General features: G+C 66.0%; 22 protein-coding genes and 4 tRNA genes. 17 read left to right on the top strand and 9 right to left on the bottom strand.

The features are described 5' to 3' along the window. Positions 1–12 precede the first annotated feature (12 nt). On the top strand, positions 13–1,056 hold the full coding sequence (locus IBJ82_RS17010; protein WP_194826841.1) for an aldo/keto reductase: 1,044 nt from the start codon (positions 13–15) through the stop codon (positions 1,054–1,056). On the opposite strand, the gene IBJ82_RS17005 is transcribed toward IBJ82_RS17010, so the two are convergent. From IBJ82_RS17005 to IBJ82_RS16990, 4 genes are all read right to left on the bottom strand, one after another. Next, on the bottom strand, positions 1,057–5,316 hold the full coding sequence (locus tag IBJ82_RS17005; protein WP_194826840.1) for a bifunctional nitrate reductase/sulfite reductase flavoprotein subunit alpha: 4,260 nt from the start codon (positions 5,314–5,316) through the stop codon (positions 1,057–1,059). Between the two features lie 198 nt (positions 5,317–5,514). Further along, positions 5,515–6,228, bottom strand: a complete 714-nt coding sequence (locus IBJ82_RS17000; RefSeq protein ID WP_194826839.1) for a demethylmenaquinone methyltransferase — start codon at positions 6,226–6,228, stop codon at positions 5,515–5,517. Positions 6,229–6,279: 51 nt separating this feature from the next. Next, positions 6,280–7,422 carry a glycosyltransferase family 4 protein gene (locus IBJ82_RS16995; protein WP_370585345.1) on the bottom strand — a complete coding sequence of 381 codons (1,143 nt, stop codon included), beginning with the start codon at positions 7,420–7,422 and terminating at the stop codon, positions 6,280–6,282. Positions 7,423–7,494: 72 nt separating this feature from the next. Continuing rightward, on the bottom strand, positions 7,495–7,935 hold the full coding sequence (locus IBJ82_RS16990) for a DUF3592 domain-containing protein (RefSeq protein WP_370585344.1): 441 nt from the start codon (positions 7,933–7,935) through the stop codon (positions 7,495–7,497). 113 nt (positions 7,936–8,048) lie between these two features. On the opposite strand from IBJ82_RS16990, the gene IBJ82_RS16985 reads away from it, so the two are divergent. Beyond that, a complete protein-coding gene (locus IBJ82_RS16985) occupies positions 8,049–8,546 on the top strand; it encodes a DUF2505 domain-containing protein (RefSeq protein ID WP_194826837.1) in 498 nt (165 codons plus the stop codon). Between the two features lie 42 nt (positions 8,547–8,588). Here the strand turns inward: IBJ82_RS16985 and IBJ82_RS16980 are convergent, their stop codons facing one another. The 3 genes from IBJ82_RS16980 to IBJ82_RS16970 are packed head-to-tail and all read right to left on the bottom strand — an operon-like array spanning position 8,589 to position 10,770. After that, positions 8,589–9,005, bottom strand: a complete 417-nt coding sequence (locus tag IBJ82_RS16980; protein WP_056814369.1) for a VOC family protein — start codon at positions 9,003–9,005, stop codon at positions 8,589–8,591. A gap of 9 nt (positions 9,006–9,014) precedes the next feature. Then, positions 9,015–9,476: a helix-turn-helix transcriptional regulator gene (locus IBJ82_RS16975; RefSeq protein ID WP_370585343.1), complete on the bottom strand. Its 462-nt coding sequence runs from the start codon at positions 9,474–9,476 to the stop codon at positions 9,015–9,017. Positions 9,477–9,504: 28 nt separating this feature from the next. Next, positions 9,505–10,770, bottom strand: coding sequence for a geranylgeranyl reductase family protein (locus tag IBJ82_RS16970; RefSeq protein ID WP_194826836.1), 1,266 nt, complete (start codon positions 10,768–10,770; stop codon positions 9,505–9,507). Positions 10,771–10,915: 145 nt separating this feature from the next. Here IBJ82_RS16970 and IBJ82_RS16965 point away from each other — a divergent pair, with 145 nt between their 5' ends. Continuing rightward, complete coding sequence (locus IBJ82_RS16965; RefSeq protein WP_228537163.1) at positions 10,916–11,938, top strand: polyprenyl synthetase family protein; 1,023 nt, start codon at positions 10,916–10,918, stop codon at positions 11,936–11,938. 61 nt (positions 11,939–11,999) lie between these two features. Next, positions 12,000–12,866 (top strand): zinc metalloprotease HtpX, encoded by an 867-nt coding sequence (htpX, locus tag IBJ82_RS16960; protein WP_194826835.1) that lies wholly within the window; start codon positions 12,000–12,002, stop codon positions 12,864–12,866. A gap of 119 nt (positions 12,867–12,985) precedes the next feature. On the opposite strand, the gene IBJ82_RS16955 is transcribed toward htpX, so the two are convergent. Beyond that, positions 12,986–13,477: a YajQ family cyclic di-GMP-binding protein gene (locus IBJ82_RS16955; RefSeq protein WP_056814350.1), complete on the bottom strand. Its 492-nt coding sequence runs from the start codon at positions 13,475–13,477 to the stop codon at positions 12,986–12,988. Between the two features lie 175 nt (positions 13,478–13,652). Between IBJ82_RS16955 and IBJ82_RS16950 the strand changes: the two genes are divergently transcribed. The 10 genes from IBJ82_RS16950 to rplA all read left to right on the top strand — a co-directional run bounded on the left by IBJ82_RS16950 (position 13,653) and on the right by rplA (position 18,676). Beyond that, positions 13,653–13,735 (top strand) — tRNA-Tyr (locus IBJ82_RS16950). A gap of 240 nt (positions 13,736–13,975) precedes the next feature. Continuing rightward, positions 13,976–14,048 (top strand) — tRNA-Thr (locus IBJ82_RS16945). 59 nt (positions 14,049–14,107) lie between these two features. Beyond that, positions 14,108–14,183 (top strand) — tRNA-Met (locus IBJ82_RS16940). A 36-nt stretch (positions 14,184–14,219) separates the two neighbouring features. Further along, entirely contained in the window at positions 14,220–14,390 is a 171-nt protein-coding gene (rpmG, locus tag IBJ82_RS16935) for a 50S ribosomal protein L33 (protein WP_056814348.1), read from the top strand. A gap of 163 nt (positions 14,391–14,553) precedes the next feature. Then, positions 14,554–15,624 (top strand): fused (3R)-hydroxyacyl-ACP dehydratase subunits HadA/HadB, encoded by a 1,071-nt coding sequence (locus tag IBJ82_RS16930; protein WP_370585369.1) that lies wholly within the window; start codon positions 14,554–14,556, stop codon positions 15,622–15,624. A gap of 194 nt (positions 15,625–15,818) precedes the next feature. Further along, positions 15,819–15,891: transfer RNA gene (locus IBJ82_RS16925), tRNA-Trp, on the top strand. Between the two features lie 31 nt (positions 15,892–15,922). Continuing rightward, positions 15,923–16,294, top strand: a complete 372-nt coding sequence (gene secE, locus IBJ82_RS16920; RefSeq protein WP_194826833.1) for a preprotein translocase subunit SecE — start codon at positions 15,923–15,925, stop codon at positions 16,292–16,294. Positions 16,295–16,411: 117 nt separating this feature from the next. Further along, positions 16,412–17,233, top strand: a complete 822-nt coding sequence (gene nusG / locus IBJ82_RS16915) for a transcription termination/antitermination protein NusG (protein WP_194827198.1) — start codon at positions 16,412–16,414, stop codon at positions 17,231–17,233. A gap of 216 nt (positions 17,234–17,449) precedes the next feature. Then, on the top strand, positions 17,450–17,884 hold the full coding sequence (gene rplK / locus IBJ82_RS16910; protein ID WP_056814343.1) for a 50S ribosomal protein L11: 435 nt from the start codon (positions 17,450–17,452) through the stop codon (positions 17,882–17,884). Between the two features lie 78 nt (positions 17,885–17,962). Further along, entirely contained in the window at positions 17,963–18,676 is a 714-nt protein-coding gene (gene rplA / locus IBJ82_RS16905; RefSeq protein ID WP_194826832.1) for a 50S ribosomal protein L1, read from the top strand. Between the two features lie 74 nt (positions 18,677–18,750). On the opposite strand, the gene IBJ82_RS16900 is transcribed toward rplA, so the two are convergent. Continuing rightward, entirely contained in the window at positions 18,751–20,361 is a 1,611-nt protein-coding gene (locus tag IBJ82_RS16900) for an MFS transporter (RefSeq protein WP_194826831.1), read from the bottom strand. A 416-nt stretch (positions 20,362–20,777) separates the two neighbouring features. Here IBJ82_RS16900 and rplJ point away from each other — a divergent pair, with 416 nt between their 5' ends. The 3 genes from rplJ to IBJ82_RS16885 all read left to right on the top strand — a co-directional run bounded on the left by rplJ (position 20,778) and on the right by IBJ82_RS16885 (position 23,098). Continuing rightward, entirely contained in the window at positions 20,778–21,341 is a 564-nt protein-coding gene (gene rplJ / locus IBJ82_RS16895; RefSeq protein ID WP_062988862.1) for a 50S ribosomal protein L10, read from the top strand. Positions 21,342–21,403: 62 nt separating this feature from the next. Next, positions 21,404–21,787 carry a 50S ribosomal protein L7/L12 gene (gene rplL / locus IBJ82_RS16890; protein ID WP_194826830.1) on the top strand — a complete coding sequence of 128 codons (384 nt, stop codon included), beginning with the start codon at positions 21,404–21,406 and terminating at the stop codon, positions 21,785–21,787. A 231-nt stretch (positions 21,788–22,018) separates the two neighbouring features. Further along, positions 22,019–23,098 carry an ABC transporter ATP-binding protein gene (locus IBJ82_RS16885; RefSeq protein WP_228537162.1) on the top strand — a complete coding sequence of 360 codons (1,080 nt, stop codon included), beginning with the start codon at positions 22,019–22,021 and terminating at the stop codon, positions 23,096–23,098. The last annotated feature ends 535 nt before the right edge of the window (positions 23,099–23,633 follow it).

Raw genomic sequence — 23,633 nt, 5'->3', positions numbered from 1 at the left:
TTAGGAGCTCTCATGGAATACCGGCGGCTCGGCGCATCTGGTCTTCTCGTTCCGGCACTCGGCTTCGGCGCAGGCACCTTCGGCGGTCGCGGTGCGCTGTTCAGCGCATGGGGCGATACCGATGCCGCGCAGGCCAGGCGCTTGATCGACATCAGCCTGGAGGCCGGTGTCACCCTGTTCGACACGGCCGATGTGTATTCCGACGGCGCGTCGGAGGAAGTGCTCGGCGCGGCGATCAAGGGCAGGCGCGAGCAGGTGCTGCTGTCGACGAAATCGGCGCTGCCCACCGGTCCGGGCCCGCACGAGGCGGGTTCGAGCCGCGCCAGGCTGATCCGTGCCGTCGACGCCTCGCTGCGCCGCCTCGGCACCGATTACCTCGATCTGTTCCAGCTGCACGCCTTCGATGCGGGCACCCCGCTGGCGGAAACCCTCACGGCCCTCAACGATCTCGTGCGGGCGGGCAAGATCCGCTACCTCGGCGTCTCCAACTTCGCCGGCTGGGAGTTGATGAAAACGCTCGCCACTGCGGAGGCGCTCGGCCTGGAAAAGCCGGTGGCGCACCAGGTCTACTACTCGCTGGTGGGTCGCGATTACGAATGGGAACTGATGCCGCTCGGTGCCGACCAGGGCGTCGGCTCCATCATCTGGAGCCCGCTCGGCTGGGGCAGGCTCACCGGCAAAGTTCGTCGTGGACAACCGCTTCCGGCAGGCAGTCGACTGCACGAGACGGCCCAGGCTGGCCCGCCCGTCGACGATGAACGACTCTACGACGTCGTCGATGTGCTCGATCGCATCGCCGCTGAAACAGGTCGCAGCGTCCCGCAGATCTCTCTGAACTGGCTGCTCACCCGGCCCACCGTCGCCTCCGTGTTGATCGGCGCCCGCAACGAGGAACAGTTACGTCAGAACCTCGGTGCGGTCGGCTGGCAGCTCGATCCCGAACACCTGGCCGCCCTCGACGCCGCGAGCGCGACCACGCCGCCGTACCCCTACTACCCGTACCACCGGCTGCCCGACTTCACCCGGCTCAACCCGCCCGCGATCCGCGCGGCCTGATCAGTACACGTCGCGCACGTACCGCTTCTCGGCCACGAGCTGCTTCTTGAAGGCCAGCGCACCCGCCTCGTCCAACTTTCCGTGGATCTGGGCGATCCGCAGCAAGGTGTCGTCGACATCCTTGGCCATCCGGGCGGCGTCACCGCAGACGTAGAAGTGGCCGCCGTCGCGCAGCCACGACCACAGCTCGGCGCCGTGCTCGATCATCCGATGCTGGACATAGACCCGCTCGCGCTGATCGCGAGAGAAGGCCAGGTCCAGGCGGGTGAGGAAGCCGGAGCGGAACATGTCCTCGAGCTCGGCGCGGTAGTAGAAGTTCTGGGCGGCGTGCTGGTCGCCGAAGAACAACCAGTTGCGGCCGGTCGCGCCGATGGCCCGCCGCTCGTGCAGGAATCCGCGGAAAGGAGCGATACCGGTACCCGGCCCCACCATGATCATCGGGGCATTCGGATCCAGCGGCGGACGGAAATGCGGTGCCCGCTGCAGAAAGATCGGGATCTCGGTGGTCCCCCGGTCAGCCAGGAACGTCGAGCACACCCCACCGCGCCGCGCCGAGGTGCCCACCGGATCGCCGTAGCGGACCACGCCTACTGTCAGCTGCACCTCGTCTGGGGTCGTCAATGGGCTCGAGGAGATCGAATACTGGCGGGGTTGCAGCTTTTTCAGAGCTCCCAGCCAGTCGACGAGATCGGTCCGTACCGGGAAGTCGCGCAGCACATCGACGGCCTGGCGGTCCCACAGGTAAGAGGCGAGCTCATTGCGGTTGTCGCGGCGCAACAGCTTGGACAGCTGCGGGTGTGGGTTGCGCTCGCCGATGAAGCCGAGCAGATCCTGACTCACCTTGGTGATGTCGTAGTGCGTGCGCAGGGCATCGGTGAGCGTGAGTTCGCGGTCGTCGACTTCGATCGTGCGCCGACCATCGAGCCCGGTGCAGGCGAGCCATTCGTCGACCAGGTCGGGGCAGTTGGCGGGCAGCACGCCCAGCGAATCGCCCACTTCGTACCCGGCATCGAGGTCGTGGAGGTCGAAACCGAAGCGCCGCACCTCTTTCGGCGAACCGGGCGCGCTCAGGATCTCATTGCGCATCAGGGTGGCGCGGACCGGGGACTGGCGGGTGAACGGAGCGGCGGTGGTGCGCTGCGTCCGGGAGGGAGCCGGCGCGAGCTGCCGGTCGAGCACGGTCGTGCCGCCGCGCCCAGCTGGTGACGGCATCATGTGGGACGAATTCGCTTGGGGAGCAACACCGTTGGTGCCGTGTGAATCTCGGCTAATCGACGCACCAACGAGCGAACCGTCGCGACCTCGTGGAGTGCCGCCGGTCGGACCGCCGTCGTCGGGTGAACCACTGATGATCGCGACCAGGACGTCATCGAGCCACTGATCGGCGACGTCGGCGAAATCGGGTTCGCTGTCCACCCTCGGCAGGAGTCGCTTCGCGCCACGTTCGGCGAACAGCGTGTCGAGCTTGCGACCATGGCCACAGAAATCGTCGTAGGAGGAGTCGCCGAGCGCGAACACCGCGTAGCGAACGCCGTTGAGGCGAATGATGCTGTCTTCGAGCCTGGTCCAGAAGTCGGCGCCGTTGTCCGGCGGCCCACCGTCACCGAACGTGCTGGTGATGATGAGGACGTCACCGGTGATCGAGGTCAGCTCGCACGAATCCATATCGAGCAACGACGGCGTGAGGTCGGCTTCCGAGAGGCGGGCCGCGACGGTGGCGGCCAGTTCTTCGGCATTGCCGGTCTGGGAGGCCCACAGCACGGTGACCGGGTGGGGGGCAGGGCTGTCGATCGCTTCGGCGGCAGCGCCGACATTGCGGGAGTACATGCCGGCCAGCAGACCGTCGACCCACAGGCGTGACTGTGTCGACAACGGTGCGCTCACCGGCAGCACCGGCTGCCCGGTCACCGGTAGCGACTGCAGGGCGGCGAGGTAACCGCCGAGGTAGATGCGCTCGGTCTCGCTGAGCGTGGGCGAGGTACCGGCGTCGAGGCCGAGAATCCCGGCCAGTGGATGCGTGGCCGGTTGGGCGGGCAGCTGTGCGGGCTGGGCGGGCGCGTGCTCGGGAGTGGCGGCGGGGCCGACCCGGCGCAGCGACACCGCGCACGCCTTGAACTCCGGCTGCAACGAGGTCGGATCCACCGCGTCATTGGTCACCGCGTTGATCGTCAGATATTCGCCCTGTTCGTCATTCCAGTGGAAGGGAGCAAAACAATCACCAGGTCGCACCCGGTCGCTGATGCGCACCGGCAGCACAGCCCGGCCCCGGCGCGACGCGATCTCGAGCTGATCTCCCGCCTTCAGATCGAGTCGCTCGGCATCGGTGGGATGCACTTCGACGAACGGTCCCCCTGTCAGCTTGGTCAGCTTGGTCACCTTGCCCGTCTTGGTCATCGTGTGCCACTGATGTTGCAGCCGACCGGTATTCAGCAGGAACGGGTAGTCGTCGTCGGGCAGCTCGGCGGCGGGCAGATGCGGACGAGGGAAGAACACCGCGCGCCTGCTCGGGGTGGCGAACGCGAGCCGCGGGGTGGTGCCGTCGGCCGCCACGTGCAACGGCTGATGGGTGCCGTCGTTGACATAGCGGATCGGGTTGCGCGGTGTGTCGGCGTCCTTGCACGGCCACTGCATCGGGCCTTGCGCCAGACGCTCGTAGCTCATACCGCTCAGGTCGTAGCCGGTGGCCGGATTGGTGAACTGCCGCAGCTCGGCGAACACCTGGGCACTGGAGGTGAAGTCGAAGCCGGGGAAACCCATGGCCGTGGCGACCTGGGCGATCAGCAGCCAGTCCGGTCTCGCGTCGCCGATCGGGTCGACCGACTGTTGCAGCAGGGTGACGTTGCGCTCCGAATTCACCATCACCGCATCGGCTTCGGCCCACAGCGCGGCGGGCAGCAACAGATCGGCGTAGGCATTGGTCGCGGTCTCGGCGTAGGCATCCTGCACGACGACCAACTCGGCCGCTTCGAGACCCGCGATCACGGTTTTGCGATTGGCCACGGTGGCAACGGGATTGGTACAGATGATCCACGCGGCCTTGATCTCGCCGTCGGCCAGTCCGCGGAACATGTCGATGGTGCCGGGGCCCGACTCGGTACGCAGGGTGCCCTCGGGCAGGTCCCAGGCGGTTTCGACGAAGGTGCGGTCGGCGGGGGAGAGCAGGCTGCGCTGGCCCGGCAGGCCGGGGCCCATGTAGCCCATCTCGCGGCCACCCATGGCGTTGGGCTGGCCGGTGAGCGAGAAGGGTCCACTGCCCGGCCTGCAGATGGTGCCGGTCGCCAGGTGCAGGTTGACCAGGGCGTTGGTGTTCCAGGTGCCGTGCGTGGACTGATTGAGCCCCATCGTCCACAGCGACATCCACTCGCCCGCCTCGGCGATCATCGTGGCCGCGGTGCGGATATCGGCCTCGGCCAGGCCGGTCAACTCGGCGACGCGGGCCGGGGGATAGTCGGCGAGGAACTCGGGCATCGCCTCCCAGCCCTCGGTGTGCTCGGCGATGAACGCGGTGTCGATCGCGCCGTCGGCGACCAGCAGGTGCAGCAGTCCGTTGAGCAGGGCGAGGTCGGTACCCGGTGCGATCTGCAGGAACAGGTCCGCGCGGGCGGCGGTATCGGTGCGGCGTGGGTCGACCACGATCAGCTTGGCGCCTGCCTTGAGTCGGTCGGCCATGCGCAGATACAGGATCGGGTGGCAGTCGGCCATGTTCGCGCCGGTGACCAGGAACAGGTCGGCGTGTTCGAAATCGTCGTAGGAACCGGGCGGACCGTCCGCGCCGAGCGACTGCTTGTAGCCGGTGCCCGCGCTGGCCATGCACAGGCGCGAGTTGGCTTCGATGTGCTGTGTCCGCAGGTAGCCCTTGGCCAGTTTGGTGGCCAGGTACTGGGCTTCCAGCGACATCTGTCCGGAGACGTAGAGGGCGATCGCGTCGGGGCCGTGCTCGTCGAGGATCGCGCGCAAGCGGGTGGCGGTTTCGTGCACAGCCTCGTCGACCGGCAGCGGAACCGGGACCTGGCCGCGTTCGGGGCGCCGGTAGGCGGTGTCCATCCGGCCGGGCGCGGCCATCATCTCCGCGTGGGTGGCGCCCTTGGTGCACAGTCTGCCCGCGTTCGCCGGATGCAGCTTGTCGCCGCTGACCTTCGCGATCAACCGCGCGCCAGACTGATCAGTCTTTGTCTGGACGTTTATGCCGCAGCCGACGCCGCAATACGAGCACTGTGTACGCACAGTGTCCGTGCCGCGGCCGTCCGCTTGCCCTGTCATGACTCGATCATCCGCATCGGTCGTTGCGCTCGATTTACCGAACGTTATGTCCAGGTGACAATCGACCTCACAAGTCAAAATCCCGACTGTGAGGAACTGGCCCGGATATCACCCCTGATCAGGGCGCATTCCGGGCAGCGGGCAGGTAATCGCGCACGAACCGGGGTGACGGGACTCACCCCGGTTGTCGAGGGCGTTTCAGCTCAATTTGTAGCCGCGGTGCAGTGCCACCACGCCACCGGTGAGGTCACGCCACTGCACCGAGTCCCAGCCGGCGTCCGAGATCCGGCGGGCCAGCCTGCGCTGGTTCGGCCACGCGCGGATCGACTCGGCCAAATACACGTACGCGTCCGGGTTGGAACTCACCGCGCGCGCCACCCGAGGCAGCGCCCTCATCAGGTACTCCATGTACACGGTGCGGAACGGCCCGAACACCGGCGTGGAGAACTCGCAGACCACCACCCGTCCGCCCGGTTTGGTCACCCGCAGCATCTCGCGCAGCGCCACGTCGATGTCGGCGACATTGCGCAGCCCGAACGAGATGGTCACCGCGTCGAACGAATCGTCGGCGAACGGCAGGGCCATCGCATCGCCCGCCACCATCGGGACCTGCCGGAACCGACCCGCCGAGAGCATGCCCTGGGAGAAGTCGGCGGCCACGCACCAGGCGCCGGACTTGCCGAGCTCCACCGTCGAGACGCCCGTGCCCGCGGCCAGGTCGAGGACCCGCTCGCCGGGCCGCAGCCCGAGAGCACGTCGCGTCGCCCACCGCCAGTACCGATCCTGGCCACCGGAGATGACCGTGTTGGTGAGGTCGTAGCGCTTCGCCACACCGTCGAACATCGACGCGACCTCGTGGGGTTGCTTGTCCAGCGAAGCCCGAATCGGTTCTCGCTGCTCTGTTGTCGCCACGAACCGAGCTTAGAGTTTTTTCGCCGCGATAGCGCGGGTGGGTTTCACCACTCAGGCCGAGCGTGGCAATCGCTCGCGCGTCCCGGTGACATCGGCGTAGTGGCCCATCAGCTCGGTGCAGACCGCGGGCCAGGTGCGGTGCAGCACCGACTTGCGGGCCGCCGCCGCGAACAACCCGCGCTGCCCGGCATCACGCAGGGCGGACACCGCGCTCGGCAGCAATTCCGTAAACCGGTCGACCGGCAGCAGGTATCCGTTGCGGCAAGGGGAGATGAGGTCACGTGGCCCACCGGCGTCGGGCCCGATCACCGGCACGCCAGCGGACAGCGCTTCCTGCACGCCCTGGCAGAACGTCTCGTACTCGCCGGGATGCACCATCACGTCCAGGCTGGCGTAGTGCGTCGCCAGCTCGCTGCCACCCAGCTCGCCGGTGAACACCGCGTCCGGCATCAACCTGCGCAGTCGTGCCCGTTCCGGTCCGTCGCCCACCACGACGAGCTGGATCGACGGATCACCGGCCAGCGCGGACAGCCGCTCCACGTGCTTTTCCGGCGCGAGCCTGCCCACGAACCCCACGACGAGCCGCTCACTCGACCCCAGCCAGCTCGCCCGCAACTCGGCACTGCGCGCGGCCGGGTTGAAGCGGGCGATATCCACGCCACGGCCCCACCGATGCACTCGCGGGATGCCGTGCTCGGCGAGGTCGTGCGCGGCCGCCGACGACGGCGCCAGCGTGCGGGTAGCGCCCTCGTGAATCCGGCGCGTCCATGCCCACGCGGCCCGCGCGGCCAACCCGAGCCCGTAGCTCTTGGCGAACCCGGCCACATCGGTCTGATACACCGCGACGGTCGGCAGGTCCAACCGCGTCGCCGCGGCGAGCCCGCCTGCGCCGAGCAGGAACGGCGAGGCCAGGTGCACCACATCGGGATCGAAATCGGCGATCGCCGCGGTGATTCCCGGTTGCGGCAGACCCACCGGCAGGGAACTCACCTTCGGCACCATCATCGCGGGCACGCGGTGCACCGGGAAGCGGCCGTGAAAACGTGGTGCCGGTGGGGCGCCGCGCAGGGTATCGGGCGCCACGATCATCGCGTCGTGCCCGTGCTGGTCCAGGTGGTCCAACACCCGAAGCACGGAGTTGACGACGCCGTTCATGTTCGGCAGGAAAGACTCCGAGACGATGGCTACGCGCACTCTCTCAGGGTGACCGCCACACCGCGCGACACACCCACACCGACGTGAAGCCGGGACGAACAGCAAGCGAAGTTACAACTCGCGCTGCCTGCGGCGCACGATCCACAGCACCGGAAGCGCCATCGCCCACGCCACGAAGATCACCGACGCCGCCGGGATGATCGCCACCCGCGCATCGCGCCCGGCCACCCGGACCATGTCGGGATCGCGCGTGCTGTACTCCACGTTGATCCGTTGACCAGCGGTCAGGTTCGTCGGATACAGGATGCCGACCTTCGGATTGTGGGTCACGCTGTCGGGCGTCACGTAGGTCACCGCCGAGCGCAACCGGCCCGCGGAGAGCACTTCGCCGGAGGTCACGCCGCGATGGCGCTCGATCTCGAAATCGTTGCGCCAGGCCGCGAGTACCAGCAAAACCATCAGCACGCTGATCACGGCAGCCGCACCGACCACCCACGCCCGAACCCGTCGCAGGCGCTTGTTCCGCCGCTGCGACAGGCTGGTTTCCGACACCCGCCACACAGTACCGGCTGTCATCCCGGCGGCTGGTGCCGCTCCGGAACGAGGCGGCCGAGAACCACGGACTGCCGCAGCCGGGCACAGCGAATACGCCTAGCATTTCCGGCATGTCCCGCAAATTCAGCTTCACCGTGCCCTATACCGTCCCGGTCGAAGAGCTTCACCGGGCACTTGTCGACGATGCTGTCTGGCAGGCGCGTTTCGCCGCCGCCGAGACCGCGACCATCGAACTATCCCATCCCGACGGCCCCGACTCGATCACCATCCATATGACCGAAACGCCAGGTAAGGACAAGGTTCCCGCCCTCGTGCGCAAGGTGCTCAAGAGCGATCTCGTGCTGGTGCGCACCGACAACTGGCAGCCGCTGCACGGCGAGATCGCCAAGGGCAGTTTCACCGGCAACACCAGCGGCATCAGCACCGAGATGTCGGGCACCTACGAACTGCGCCCCACCGCCGAAGGCAGCGAAATCGAGGTCGTCGGCACCGTGAAGGTCAAGGTTCCCCTGGTCGGCGGCGCCATCGAGCCCTTGGCCGAGCAGTTGCACCAGCGCGTCCTGCACAGCGAACGCAAGTTCATCGAGAGCTGGTTCGCCAAGCTCTGAGCCGGTGCGACGGGTGCCGCTCCGGCGAGCGGCACCCTCGCCTCAGCCGCGATTCTCGACCAGAACCAGCCAGTTGCCCGAGTTGTCGCGGATGATCGCCTCGGTGCCGTACGGGCGTTCGGACGGGGGCTGGATGAACTCGACCCCTTTGGCCGTGAGTTCTTCGTAGGTCTTCTGACAGTCGGCGGTGCGCAGCCCGAGGGCGCCGTGGGTGCCGTCGGCCAGCGCCCGCCGGATCGCGTCGGCGAGGTCGTCGGTGAGCGGCGGCCCCGGCACCATCAGCGTCACCTCGAGCTCGCGATGATCGGGGTGGGCGATGGTGACCCAGCGGAACCCGTTGTCGCCCATGCTCACATCCGCGGATTCGACGAAGCCGAGCTTGTCGATGTACCACTGCTTGGCGGCATCCTGATCGGTGACGTACACGGTGACCAGGGAAACGTTCGTGATCGTTGTCATGGTTGCAGGCTATGGCCGCGCGATGTCATCCGGCTTCTCCGAAATTGCGGTGTCGCGGCGGACGCGGTCGGAGAGCCCGTGCATGAAGACGTAGCAGCCCGGAATGTGCGGCGCCCCGTCGGCGAATTTCGCCTGATACTCGCTCGGCGTGACCCCGACGAGCTGACGGAACTTGGCGCTGAACGAGCCGAGGCTCGAATAGCCGACCAGCATGCACACCTCGGTGACGGTCAGGTTGGTCGACCGCAACAGATCCTGCGCCCGCTCGATCCGCCGCTCGGCCAGATACACCGCCGGTGTGCGCCCGTACACAGCGGCGAACGCGCGCAGGAAGTGAAACTTGGAAACACCCGCGGCGCAGGCGAGTTCGTCCAGGTCGAGCGGTTCTGCGTACTGCCGGTCGACCAGGTCACGAGCCTTGCGCAGGTGCGGCAGCAGGGCGAGCACCGGACGACGCGCAGCCCCGCTCACGACTGCTCCGCTCGCCCGCGCTCGGTCATCAGCTGAACGGCGGGAGTTCGTCGGCGCGAAGCGACGCTCGTCCCGCCGCACGCCAGGCGCGGGCGGTGAGGTCGAGGTCCTCGTCGGTCACCAGATTGCCCATCACGCGAACCGCCGTGCGCTGCAGATACTTCGAGCGCATCACCGGCGGCCCACCGAGCGGGACCATCCTCGGCTGGGTGGCCAGGCCCGCGAGCCTGCGCGCCACCGAGAAGGTGCGTCCGTAGTGGTCACGCAGCAACTGCGGCCACGCCCGGCTCAGATCGGCCTCGTCGAGCAGGTCGGCGAGCATGTGCCCGCCTTCCAAGCCGTAGTCGATGCCTTCGCCGTTGAGGGGGTTCACGCAGCCGGCGGCGTCACCGACCAGTACCCAGTTCGGGCCCGCCACGTTCGAGACCGCACCGCCCATCGGCAACAGCGCCGAGGCCACCGCGCGCAGTTCGCCCTCGAGTTCCCATTCCTCGCGGCGTAGCCGGGTGTAGTGCTCGAGCAGCGGCTTGAGCGCGACGTGCGAGGGCCGCGCCTCGGTGGCCAGCGAGCCGACGCCGATGTTCACCTCGCCGTTGCCGAGCGGGAAGATCCAGCCGTAGCCGGGAACCAGTTCGTCGGCGGCGTTGCGCAGTTCCAGGTGCGAGGAAATCCACTGGTCGTCGCTACGGCCGGACTTGATGTAGGCGCGGGCCGCCGTGCCGTAGGCGTAGCGGCGATGCCAGGTGCGGCCCAACTGCTTTCCGATGGGGGAGCGCACGCCGTCGGCCACCACCAGCACCCGGCAGCGCACCGTGTGGGTGTTCTCGCCGATACGCACCGTCACCCCGGTGACCTGTTCGCCTTCGCGCAGGACCTCGGTGACCTTCGCGCCGTCGACCATCCGCGCACCGGATTTGATCGCGGTCTCGCGCAGCTTGTCGTCGAGTTCGGTTCGTGGAACGGCACTTCCGTAGGTCGGGAACGACCCGCCCGGCCACGGCAGCAGCGATTCCTTGCCGAAACCCGCCATCCGCAGGCCGTGGTTCACCGTGTGCGCGCGCAACCATTCGCCCAGACCCAGATGCTCCAGTTCGGCGGTGGCGCGCGGCGTCAGCCCGTCGCCGCAGGTCTTGTCGCGCGGGAAAACCGCCGAATCGAGCAGCAGTACATCGCGTCCGGCGCGCGCGGCCCAGGCCGCCGACGCGGAACCGGCGGGCCCTGCCCCGACCACCAGTACCTCGACGGTGGCAGGCAGGGGAGCGCGGTCGACAGGGGTGAGATCCGGTGAACCCATGGCTCAATACTGGCACTGTCGGCCGCTGTGCGAGAGTGTCGGGTACACCGGGAAATGTCACTGTGTGACGGGGTTCATCGGCCATAGTGCCGGAACACGCTAGGTTGCTACCCGTCGGGGTCGGACGCATCGCTGGGAGAAGATAATGAGCACATCGGCTGTGAGCGACGAGAGCACCGTGGTTGCCGGGGTAGATCTTGTCGATCCCGAACTCGCCCTCATCGTGCGCGACGGACTGGCCGCGGTCGAGAAACTGCTCGTCGACGAACTCTCCGACGGCGCGGAATTCCTGCAGGAAGCCGCCCTGCACCTGGCCAGGGCAGGCGGCAAGCGGTTCCGGCCGCTGTTCACCGTGCTCACCGGCCAGCTCGGCCCCAATCCCACCGATCCGGCGCTGGTCACCGCGGGCACGGTCGTGGAACTGGTGCACCTCGCGACGCTCTATCACGACGACGTCATGGACGAGGCGTCTCAGCGCCGCGGTGCGGAGAGCGTCAACTCGCGGTGGGGTAACAGCATCGCGATCCTGGCAGGCGACTACCTGTTCGCCCACGCCTCGCGCCTGACTTCCACCCTCGGCCCCGACGCGGTGCGCATCATCGCCGAGACCTTCGCCGAGCTGGTCACCGGCCAGATGCGGGAAACGATGGGCGCCAAGCAGACCCAGGATCCCGTCGAGCACTACCTGCGCGTGGTGTGGGAGAAGACCGGCTCGCTCATCGCCGCCGCGGGCCGCTTCGGCGGCACTTTCTCCGGTGCGGGCCTGGAGCATGTCGAACGCCTGGCCCGCCTCGGCGACGCCGTCGGCACCGCCTTCCAGATCTCCGACGACATCATCGACATCTCGTCCTCGGCCGAGCAGTCGGGCAAGACGCCGGGCACCGACCTGCGCGAAGGCGTGCACACCCTGCCGGTGCTCTACGCCCTGCGCGAGAACAGCGCCGACGGCGACCGCCTGCGCACCCTGCTGGCCCGCCCACTGGAAACCGATGCCGAGGTCGACGAGGCATTGGAACTGCTGCGCCGCTCACCCGGCATGGCGCTGGCGAAGGAAAAGCTCGCTGAATACGCCGACCTCGCCGACACCGAACTCGCGGCCCTGCCGGCAGGTCCCGCCAACGACGCCCTCACCCGCCTGGTCCGCTACACCATCGAACGCGTGGGCTGAGACGGAAGATCGACGCGCCTTCTACCCGGAACTTTCGGCCCGCGATTCGCGTTGCTCATTCATGCCCAATGGGATCAAAACCTTCGGTTTGATGGTTGGGATGTCGGCGCTGATCGTCGCCATCGGGGCGATGTTCCGCAGCCCGACGATCCTCATCATCTCGATCGTGTTGGCCGTCGGCATGAACGCCTACGCCTACTTCAACAGCGACAAGCTGGCGTTGAAGGCGATGCACGCGCAACCGGTGAGCGAACTCGAGGCGCCGGTCATGTACCGGATCGTGCGTGAACTCGCCACGACGGCGCGCCAGCCGATGCCCCGGCTCTACATCAGCCCGACCAGCGCCCCCAACGCGTTCGCGACCGGCCGCAATCCGCGGCACGCCGCGGTCTGCTGCACCAGCGGCATTCTGCAACTGCTCGATGGACGGGAACTGCGGGCGGTGCTCGGGCACGAGCTGTCTCACGTCTACAACCGCGACATCCTGATCTCGTCGGTGGCGGGCGCGATGGCCTCGGTCATCACCGGCTTGGCGAACATGGCGTTCTTCGCGAGCTCGTTCGGCAGCAGAGACGGAAACGGCCCGAACATCATCGCTGTGCTGCTGGTCTCGTTGCTCGGCCCGATCGCGGCGGGCCTGATCAGGATGGCGGTCTCGCGATCGCGGGAGTACCAGGCCGATCAGTCCGGGGCCGAACTCACCGGCGACCCGCTGGCCCTGGCCTCGGCCCTGCGCAAGATCGAACGCGGTGTGCAGGCGGCCCCGCTTCCGCCGGACCCGAAGATCACCAGCGAATCGCACTTGATGATCGCCAACCCGTTCCGCACGGGCGACCGCGTCGCCCGCTGGTACTCCACCCACCCCCCGATGGACGAACGAATCAAGCGCCTCGAAGACCTGGCCAGGGGCGATACACATCAGCACTGACCGCCACGGTTCGCGGCCCGCCTCGCGGTCGAGGGCCGAGACGGAACGCCGCAGGCGCAGTATCGGTCCTCGACCGCGAGGCACACGGGGGCCGCGAACCCGCGGCACCAGCCGCTGAGTTATCGGTAGTTGACGAACTGCAGGGCGATGCCGAAATCCTCGCCCTTGAGCAGCGAGATCACTTCCTGCAGATCGTCACGCTTCTTGCTGCTCACCCGCAGCTCCTCGCCTTGGATCTGCGCTTTCACGCCCTTGGGGCCCTCGTCGCGGATCTTCTTCGAGATCTTCTTGGCCTTCTCGGTGTCGATGCCCTGCACCAGGGTGCCGGTGATCTTGAACACCTTGCCCGAGGGCTGCGCCTCGCCGGCGTCGAACGCCTTGAGCGAGATATCGCGACGGATCAGCTTCTCCTTGAAGACGTCGAGCGCCGCCTGCACCCGCTCCTCGGCATTGGCGGTCAGCACGATGGCTTCCTCGCCCGACCACGCGATGGACGCATCGGTGCCTTTGAAGTCATAGCGCGAGTTCAGCTCCTTCTCCGCCTGATGCAGAGCGTTGTCGACCTCCTGGCGATCGACCTTGCTCACGACGTCGAATGACGAATCAGCCACACTGCGCTCCTGTCCTGTGAAGGTCCGGCGAACTCCGGCCGGGGTTCTACCGGCCACCGAGACAGTTGTACCCGCATAGGCGGCCAACCTGTGCTCGCAGGGGGTCTGTGCAGGCGTTTTGATAGTCCGGGTGGGTACGTTGTAAGCTGCTCAGCGCACCGGAAACGGCGCACACGGCAGATTGCCCGAGCGGCCAATGGGAGCGGACTGTAAATCCGTCGGCTTATGCCTACGTAGGTTCGAATCCTACATCTGCCACCTCGAACCCCGTCGATCATGAAGATCGGCGGGGTTCTTTGGTTCTAGGGGTCGCCCCAGCGCGCAGTCGAGGTAGCCTCGATAGGTACCTCGTGCCGGACCGGTTCCGATGCCGTGAAAACGGGCCTTGAGCTGCCGATTTGGTGGTGTCGGGTGCGAGTGTGTAATCTCGTTCAGGACGCCGGAGCACGGGGTCACGCTGATCGGCTTGCCGATACAGACTCTGTGCCACGTTGTCATGCCCCCTTAGCTCAGTCGGTAGAGCGTTTCCATGGTAAGGAAAAGGTCAACGGTTCGATTCCGTTAGGGGGCTCGCCGGATTGCCGGTGGTGAGCGGCTAACCGCGGCATCATCGGGATATTAGTCCGCCGTGGCGGTGTAGCTCAGTTGGTAGAGCAAACGACTCATAATCGTTGTGTCGCCGGTTCAAGTCCGGCCATCGCTACCAATTTCAACTCAGCCCAGACCGGAAAGAAGGCAAATCGTGGCCGCGAAGTCCACCGATGTCCGGCCAAAGATCACCTTGGCCTGCGACGAGTGCAAGCACCGCAACTACATCACCAAGAAGAACCGGCGTAACGACCCGGATCGCCTCGAGCTCAAGAAGTTCTGCCCGAACTGCGGAACCCACCGGGCGCACCGCGAGTCGCGCTAGTTTTCAACAGCATCTGCCAAAGGCCGGACGAGAGTCCGGCCTTTGTGCTTTTCCCGGTAAGTTCATGCGAAGTTCGGGGCCGATACACTACTCGGACAGGTCACGTTTTACACCGGTCGACTTCGGTGCTGTCTTACAGGTGAGTAAGGTCCACGTTGTGACAGTGAACACCGGAACTCCCGAAGCGGTCCCTGCCGCAGCCGCCGAATTCGACCCCGCCGCCCACGCGGCGTCGATGGTCGGCCACCACTATCGCGTCGACGACTACTACGAGGTCGGCCGCGAGAAGGTGCGCGAATACGCCCGCGCGGTGCAGGACTACCACCCGGTGCACTGGGAAGAGGACATCGCGCGCGAGTACGGCCACCAGGGCCTGGTCGCCCCGCTCACCTTCATCTCCCTGGTCGGCATCCTCGCCCAGCGCAAACTGTTCGAACAGATCGTGACCGGGTACGACCTGAGTCAGATCATGCAGACCGACCAGATCCTGGAGTTCCACCGCCCGATCCGGGTCGGCGACCAGTTGACCTGTGATGTGTATCTGCATTCTTTCCGCCAGGCTTTCGGCGGCGACATCATCGTGACCAAGAACATCGTCACCGCCCAGGACGACGAGTTGGTGCTCACCACTTACACCACTCTGATCGGCCGCAGCGGCGGTGACATCGACCCACGGATGTCGGACGCGGTGCGCAACGTGCTCATGCACGGCCTCGGCGAAGAGGAACCCGCCCACCATGCACCGTCCGAGATTTCCGTCGGGAGCACCCTCGACCCGATCACCAAGCAGCCGGAGCCGACGGTCAGCGTGCACGCCCTGTCCTTCGACAGCGTGTCGGTCGGTGACGAGCTGCCGGCGCGCGTGGCCCGACTCACCCGTGGCGACCTCGTCAACTACGCCGGCGTGTCCGGCGACGCCAACCCGATCCACTGGAGCGACGAGGTCGTGAAGCTCGTCGGCCTGGACAACGTGGTCGCGCACGGGATGCTCACGATGGGTCTCGGCGGCGGTTTCGTCACCTCGTGGCTGGGCGATCCCGGTGCGGTGAAGGAATACAACGTCCGCTTCACGAGCCCGGTCTACGTCGGTTCCGACGTCCCGGCCGAGGTCGAATACACCGGCAAGGTGAAATCGGTCGACCCGCAGACCCGCACCGCCGTGGTCGCCATCACGGCGAAGTCGGCGGGCAAAAAGATCTTCGGTCGCGCCACGGCAACCGTTCAGCTGTCCTGACCTGGTCGAGTGTCCCGGATTGGCGATAACCGCGCGCGGTGACGTATAGTCGGGTCTCTGGGGTCATGAGGTGCTGCGCGCTGATCTTCCCGAGGGGTTATCTCCTCATGGAAGCGGCGCGCGTGTTGTGTGACACTGGGGACAACCGAATATCGAATGTGGTTGGGCACTACAGCTCAGGCTGGTCCAACCGAAGGGGCGTAGCTCAATTGGCAGAGCAGCGGTCTCCAAAACCGCAGGTTGCAGGTTCAAGTCCTGTCGCCCCTGCCCTGAATGCCAGCGACGAGAGAGGATCGACGTGAGCGACGAGCGGGATACTCGCGGCGAAGACGGCGAGGACACCGCCGCTGCCACTCGACCGAGTGGCAAGCGGTCTGCTCGTCGTGTGCGCGCGTCGGATGCTCCGGCAGACAACGGATCGGTGGCCACGCTCGATCGGCCGTCGGCTTCGCGTAAGGCAGACAAGTCTGCCGGCACGGGCAACCCGTTCAAGCGGCTGCTCAAGTTCCTGCGAGAGGTCATCGCGGAACTGCGCAAGGTTATCTGGCCCAACCGGAAGCAGATGGTCACCTATACGGCCGTCGTTCTGGTGTTCGTGGTCTTCATGGTCGCGTTCATCTACGGGATCGACATCGCGTTCATCAAGAGTGTCGACTGGCTGTTCGGCTGATCGCCGACACCCGCGCCGGCCGCCGATCCCGGGCCCGAACGACGTAGTGCGCTCACCGACGCGCAGCTGGCCCGGTCCATCAGGATGTACGTGACGACACAGGAAGCGAGTGCCTCAGTGAGCACCCCGGAGAACGACACCAACGACGAGTTCCCGGTTGACGACACTGTCGTGGCGGAAACCGCCACCGACGAGGTCGAGGCCGCCGAGCTCGCCGATACCGACGAAGCCGCTGCCGAAGAGGCTGTCGTCGACGAAGCCGTGATCGACGAAGTCGCCACCGAGGACGACCCCGAGGCCGACCCGATCGAGTCGATGAAGACCAAGCTGCGCCGCGTGCCCGGCGACTGGTACGTCGTGCACTCCTACGCGGGCTACGAGAACAAGGTCAAGACCAACCTCGAGACCCGTGTGCAGAACCTCGGCCTCGAGGACTACATCTTCCAGGTCGAGGTTCCGACCGAAGAGGTCACCGAGATCAAGAACGGCCAGAAGAAGAACGTCAACCGCAAGGTGCTGCCGGGCTACATCCTGGTCCGGATGGAACTGAACAACGAGTCGTGGGGCGCGGTCCGCAACACCCCCGGCGTCACCGGTTTCGTCGGCATGACCGGCGGTGGCCCCGGCGCCAAGCCGACCCCGCTGACCATCAACGAGGTCGTGAAGTTCCTGGTCCCGGCCGGTGCGCAGGCGCAGAAGAAGGCCGCCGCGGCCGCCGCCGGTGGTTCGGATGCCGGTAGCTCGGCTTCGGGCAAGCCCACCATCGAGGTCGACTTCGAGGTCGGCGAGTCGGTCACCGTCATGGACGGCCCGTTCGCGACGCTGCCCGCGTCGATCTCCGAGGTCAACGCCGAGCAGCAGAAGCTGAAGGTGCTGGTGTCGATCTTCGGTCGCGAGACCCCGGTCGAGCTGAACTTCACCCAGGTTTCCAAGATCTGAGTTTTCACCGCTTTCGCAAACGGCACCGCTCACCGGCGGTGCCGTTTCGCGTTTGTGCTGGTCGCCACCCGATTGCTGGGTCGCGAGTCAAGTCGAGTAGAGTGTGATGGTTCGTGTTCTGACTTCCCCGCAGTACCTGTCGGGGCCTAGTCGTGCGCGGATACGAGGCTTACGGCAACCGTAAGGAACCGAACCCCAGAAAGCCAAGGAAGAAAGATGCCCCCCAAGAAGAAGAAGCTCGCCGGGATCATCAAGCTGCAGATCCAGGCCGGCGCAGCCAACCCGGCACCGCCGGTCGGCCCCGCGCTCGGTCAGCACGGCGTCAACATCATGGAGTTCTGCAAGGCGTACAACGCCGCGACCGAGTCGCAGCGTGGCAACGTCATTCCGGTCGAGATCTCGGTGTACGAGGACCGGTCGTTCGACTTCAAGCTGAAGACCCCGCCTGCCGCTCGTCTGCTGCTCAAGGCCGCCGGTGTGCAGAAGGGCTCCGCTGAGCCGCACAAGACCAAGGTCGCCAAGGTCACCATGGACCAGGTCCGGGAGATCGCCAAGACCAAGGCCGAGGATCTCAACGCCACTGACATCGATCAGGCCGCGAAGATCATCGCCGGTACCGCGCGTTCGATGGGTATCACCGTCGAAGGCTGAGCGAATCTCGCTCCATGTGGGAGGGCCGGCCAGGCCCGACAACCACATCTGAACTCGAAACACTAAGGACAGAAAATCATGGCAAAACGAAGCAAGGCGTACCTCGCCGCTGCTGAGAAGGTCGATCGCGACGCCCTGTACTCCCCGCTGGCCGCCACGCGCCTGGCAAAGGAGACCGCGACCACCAAGACCGACGCGACCGTCGAGGTCGCCGTCCGTCTCGGCGTGGATCCCCGCAAGGCCGACCAGATGGTCCGTGGCACCGTCAACCTGCCGCACGGCACCGGTAAGACTGCCCGCGTCATCGTGTTCGCCGCGGGCGAGAAGGCTTCCGAGGCCGAGGCCGCAGGCGCCGACGCCGTGGGCGCCGAGGACCTGATCGAGCGGATCCAGGGCGGCTGGCTCGACTTCGACGCCGCGATCGCCACCCCGGATCAGATGGCCAAGGTCGGCCGCATCGCGCGTGTCCTCGGCCCGCGTGGTCTGATGCCGAACCCGAAGACGGGCACCGTCACCAACGATGTGACCAAGGCCGTCAACGAGATCAAGGGCGGCAAGATCAACTTCCGCGTCGACAAGCAGGCCAACCTGCACTTCGTCATCGGCAAGGCGTCGTTCGACGACTCCAAGCTGGTGGAGAACTACGGCGCCGCGCTGGACGAGATCCTGCGTGTGAAGCCGTCGACCGCCAAGGGTCGCTACGTCAAGAAGATCACGGTTTCGACGAACACCGGACCGGGCATCCCGGTGGACCCGAACCGCACCCGCAACCTCCTCGACGAGGATGCGTGAGCTTCGGCTGACCGCTAGCTCCTAGAGCAACCACGAGGGTGGGAACGCACTGCGTTCCCACCCTCGCGGCGTTGTCAGGACTGTTCGGGAGTCTTGTCCCGCCAGCCGAGCAGCACCGATTCACCGCTCTGCGGCTTCCACGGCAGGAAGACGGCCACGATCACCGCGCACACCAGCACCGCGCCGGTGGCGACCAGCGAGGCCGCATGTGCGCCCTGCAGCGTCGCGGCCTTCATGGCGACGATCAAGTTCTCGCGTTGAGTCTCGAAGAACGGCGCGAGCTCGCGTTTACGCAGTTCCAGCACGCTGAGTGGACTGGCCTTGACCAGGCTCTTCTCGTTGTCGTTCATGATGCCCATCGGGATCGCGTCGATTCGGGCGCCGATCCGGCTGGTGTAGTACGAGGCTACGATCGACCCGAGCACCGCGACGCCGAGGGTGCCGCCGATCTCGCGGGTCGTGTCGTTGACGGCCGAGCCCGCGCCCGCCTCGTCCAGTGGCAGCGAGGACATGATCGATTCGGTGGCCGGTCCCTGCACGATGCCGAGACCCAACGCCATCAACACCATCGAGGGCAGCACGCCGATCAGGTAGCTACTGTCGACGGTCACCTGTCCGCCCAGGTAGAGACCCGCGCCGATGAGCAGCAGGCCGATCACCAGTACCGCGGTGGTGCCGACCCGTTGCGCGAGCAGCGTCGCGACCGGTGCGCCGATCGCGACCGAGAAGGCGAACGGCAGTGAGGCGATACCGAATTCGAGTGGGGTGTATTCGCGCACGCCCTGGAAATACTGGGTGATCAGGAACAGGAACCCGAACATCGAGAAGTAGCCGATCGCGATAGCCAAGGCGGGCAACGAGAATCGGCGATTGCGGAACAGTCGCATGTTGAGAATCGGTGCGGCGGTACGCAATTCCCACGTGACGAAGCCGGCGAGCATAGTGGCGCCGAGGGTGGCGGTGCCGAGCGTGGTGAGGGAGAGCCAGCCGTTGTGCGGCGCCTCGATGATCGCCCACACCACCAGCGTGATGCCCGCGATCGAGAGGCCGATGCCGACCAGGTCGATCTTGCCGACCTGCGCCGCGCGCGATTCCGGCACCCAGATCAGGGTCGCGATCAGGGCGATCAGTGCCACCGGCACGTTGATCCAGAACACCGAATGCCAGCTGAAGTGTTCGAGCAGCCAGCCGCCGGAGATGGGCCCGATCGCGATGGCGAAGCCCGCCATCGCTGTCCAGGCCGCGATGGCGAGTGCGCGTTCGCGCCGGTCGGTGAAGATGTTGATGATCAGGGCGAGGGTGGCGGGGAAGACGGCCGCGGCGAAGATGCCCATCGCGGCGCGGGCGGCGATGACCTGGGTCATCGAATCGGCGAGCGCGCCGCCGACCGACATCACCGCGATGCCGACGAGGCCGACGATCATGATGCGACGGCGCCCGTAGCGGTCGCCGAGGTTGCCCGCGGCGAGTAGTAGTCCGGCGAAGGTCAGGGTGTAGGCGTCGACGATCCATTGCAGACCGGAGACGCCGGTGGCGAGTTGGACGCCGATGGACGGCAGCGCCACGTTGACGATGGTGTTGTCGAGTACGACCAGCAGTTCTGCCAGGCAGATGACGGCTAGCGCGATGAATCGCTGCGGGCGTCGGCCCAGCAGCACTGGTGGAGCGACTATGGAGGTTGCCATAGCATTGGAGTGAACCAGGTTACTGTCACCGTGCGTAACACCTTTCCCCTGGGATTCCGGCCACATTCGACCACCAAATGTGATCTGGGGCACATAAATTCGGCCCGAGTGGAGGGTTTTCGACCCGTTTTGGCAGATAGGGGTAGGTGCAGGTACAGTGGTCAACGGTCATGCGGGATGTGCATACATCCTCGAAGACCACACCCATTCGTTCTACCGAAGACCGTTGGTCGTTGACGCCGAATTTCACGGTGTCGATCGAAGGTCCGGCGACATTGCCGGCGACCCACGCAGGGAGAGCTGAGGCCGAAGTTATTTTGCGCCCCGGTACGCCTTGCGTCCGGGGCGTTCGTTTTGTCGCCGGCCCCTGATTCGGTAGTGCACCAACGAAACCGACATCAGAGAGGAGGCGAAGTATGGCGAAACCTGAAAAGGTCACCGCTGTCGCGGAGATCGCGGAGCAGTTCAAGAACTCCACGGCCACTGTTGTCACGGAATACCGTGGCCTGTCGGTCGGCAAGCTCACCGAGCTGCGTCGTGCGCTCGGCGCCGACGCCACGTACTCCGTCGCCAAGAACACCCTGGTCAAGATCGCTGCCGGCGAAGCCGGTGTGGCGGGTCTCGACGAGCTGTTCGTCGGCCCGACCGCTATCACCTTCATCCAGGGTGAGCCGGTCGATGCCGCCAAGGCGCTCAAGCAGTTCGCCAAGGACAACAAGTCCCTGGTCATCAAGGGCGGATACATGGACGGCCGCGCGCTGTCCGTGTCCGAGGTCGAGCGCATCGCTGACCTCGATTCGCGCGAGGTGCTGCTGGCCAAGCTGGCCGGTGCGTTCAAGGCCAAGCCTTCGCAGGCTGCCGCCCTGTTCGCCGCTCCCGCTTCGCAGGTCGCCCGGCTCGCCCAGGCGCTGCTCGAGAAGCGCACGAGTGCCGAAGGCGCTCCTGCTGCCGAAGAAGCACCCGCGGCTGACGCCGAATAAGACATCTATTACCCGCCTCGGGGTGCGTATGCGCTGCGAGGTACACCACGAAAGGAACCACCATGGCAAAGCTGAGCACCGAAGAACTGATTGGCGCCTTCAAGGAGCTGACCCTGCTCGAGCTCGCTGAGTTCGTCAAGGTCTTCGAAGAGACCTTCGACGTCACCGCCGCTGCCCCCGTCGCCGTCGCGGCCGCCGGTGGCGCTGCTCCGGCCGAGGCTGCCGAAGAGCAGGACGAGTTCGACGTCATCCTCGAGGGTGCCGGCGACAAGAAGATCCAGGTCATCAAGGTGGTCCGTGAGATCGTCTCGGGCCTGGGCCTGAAGGAAGCCAAGGACCTGGTCGAGGGCGCCCCGAAGCCGATCCTGGAGAAGGTCGCCAAGGATGCCGCCGAGGCCGCCAAGGCGAAGCTCGAAGAGGCCGGCGCCAAGGTTTCCGTCAAGTAATTCGGAACCAGTGCTGTTGTGAACGGGCGGTCCTTCGCGGGCCGCCCGTTTGCTATTTGTCCGGACATGCGAAAGTGATCCGGGTCGTAGGAGCCGCGCCAGGTTACTCTGCAGTCATGTAGGGGTGTGCCCCGTCTCACTGATGGGTTACAGTGACCGGACCCACAGAGTCGTAGCGCACCGCCGTGATGTGAGCGCGCGGGAACGCCGGTGGGGTGCTCGCAGGGATCAATGGAGGTAGCAGTGGGCGTCGAGGTCAGGACCGAGGGTGTAACCAAATCCTTCGGTTCACAGCGAATTTGGCAGGACGTGTCGATCACGCTCCCTTCGGGTGAGGTCAGTGCGTTGCTCGGACCTTCAGGTACGGGTAAGTCGGTGTTCCTGAAGTCGCTCATCGGTCTGCTGCGACCCGAGCGCGGGTCCATCTTCATCGATGGCACCGATATCATGACCTGCTCCAACAAGGAGCTCTACGAGATCCGTAAACTGTTCGGCGTCCTTTTCCAGGACGGCGCGCTGTTCGGCTCGATGAATTTGTACGACAACATCGCCTTCCCGCTTCGTGAGCACACGAAGAAGTCGGAATCCGAGATCCGCCGTGTCGTCATGGAGAAGCTCGAGCTGACCGGTCTGCTCGGCGCCGAGGGCAAGCTCCCCGGTGAGATCTCCGGTGGTATGCGCAAGCGCGCCGGTCTGGCCCGCGCGCTGGTCCTCGACCCGCAGATCATCCTCGTCGACGAGCCCGACTCGGGTCTTGACCCGGTGCGTACCTCGTACCTGGCGCAGCTGCTGCTCAACATCAACGCGCAGATCGACGCCACGATCCTGATCGTGACCCACAACATCAACCTGGCCCGTACCGTGCCGGACAACATCGGCATGCTCTTCCGCCGCAACCTGGTGATGTTCGGCCCCCGCGAGGTGCTGCTCACCAGCGAGGAGCCGGTGGTCAAGCAGTTCCTCAACGGCCGCATGATCGGTCCGATCGGCATGTCGGAGGAGAAGGACGAGGCACAGATGGCGCGCGAGCAGGCGCTCGTCGACGCCGGTCACCACCACGGTGGCGCCGAGGAGATCGACGGCATCATCCCGCAGATGAAGGCCGAGCCCGGTATGCCCGCCCGCCAGGCCGTGTTCCGTCGGCAGGCGCGCGTGCGCGAGATCATCCACACCCTGCCGCACGCGGCGCAGGTGGCGATCCGCGAGTCGCTGGATTCCTCCGATGACACTCAGGTGATGGCGGCCTACGGCGGCAGCGACCAGCCCACCGAAACGTTCAAGACCGTTCCGCACGGCCAGGTCAACAGCTGAGCGACTTTTACGGCCTGAATGAGCCCCGACCCTACGGTCGGGGCTCATTTGCGTTACAGGCCGGAAAACAGCTGCTGACCGGCCGTCCTGCAGGTTGGCGCGCACGGCGTGTCGCGGGTAAAATAGCCGCGGTTCGAGGCCGGGGAAGTCCAGCGGCCCAGGCGATCTCACTTCGCGAACAGACCGTCCCGCGGCACTTGACGAGGCGCGCGGGAACCGTCACCCTATCTACAGCAGTACAAGCTGTTAAGGGGCACCAGCGGCCAGCTGATAGTTGGCCCGGCGCCGAGGGAACCCGACGCGGCCAGCGTTCCGGGGCTTCGGCGCGTTATCCGTGCGAGCGGTCACACGGATGGTATGTTGACACTCCCTTGTCTAGGGGTGTAAGTTTGGACGTTGCGCTGGCTGCCTCCTGTCCACACCTTGATTCGCACTCGAAAGTTCCACCCTTCCGGTGTTACTTCCGCTGCTGCTTGTTCTGGTTTCGTTCGGGCTGTAACCAGCGGAATTCGTAGCAGACAAGCGACGGTCGCGG

The sequence above is a fragment of the Nocardia sp. XZ_19_231 genome (genome assembly GCF_015355705.1).
In the GTDB taxonomy this organism is placed as follows: domain Bacteria; phylum Actinomycetota; class Actinomycetes; order Mycobacteriales; family Mycobacteriaceae; genus Nocardia; species Nocardia salmonicida.
Note: the sequence above shows the minus strand (reverse complement) of the source record. Positions and strands in the feature narration are given on the sequence as shown.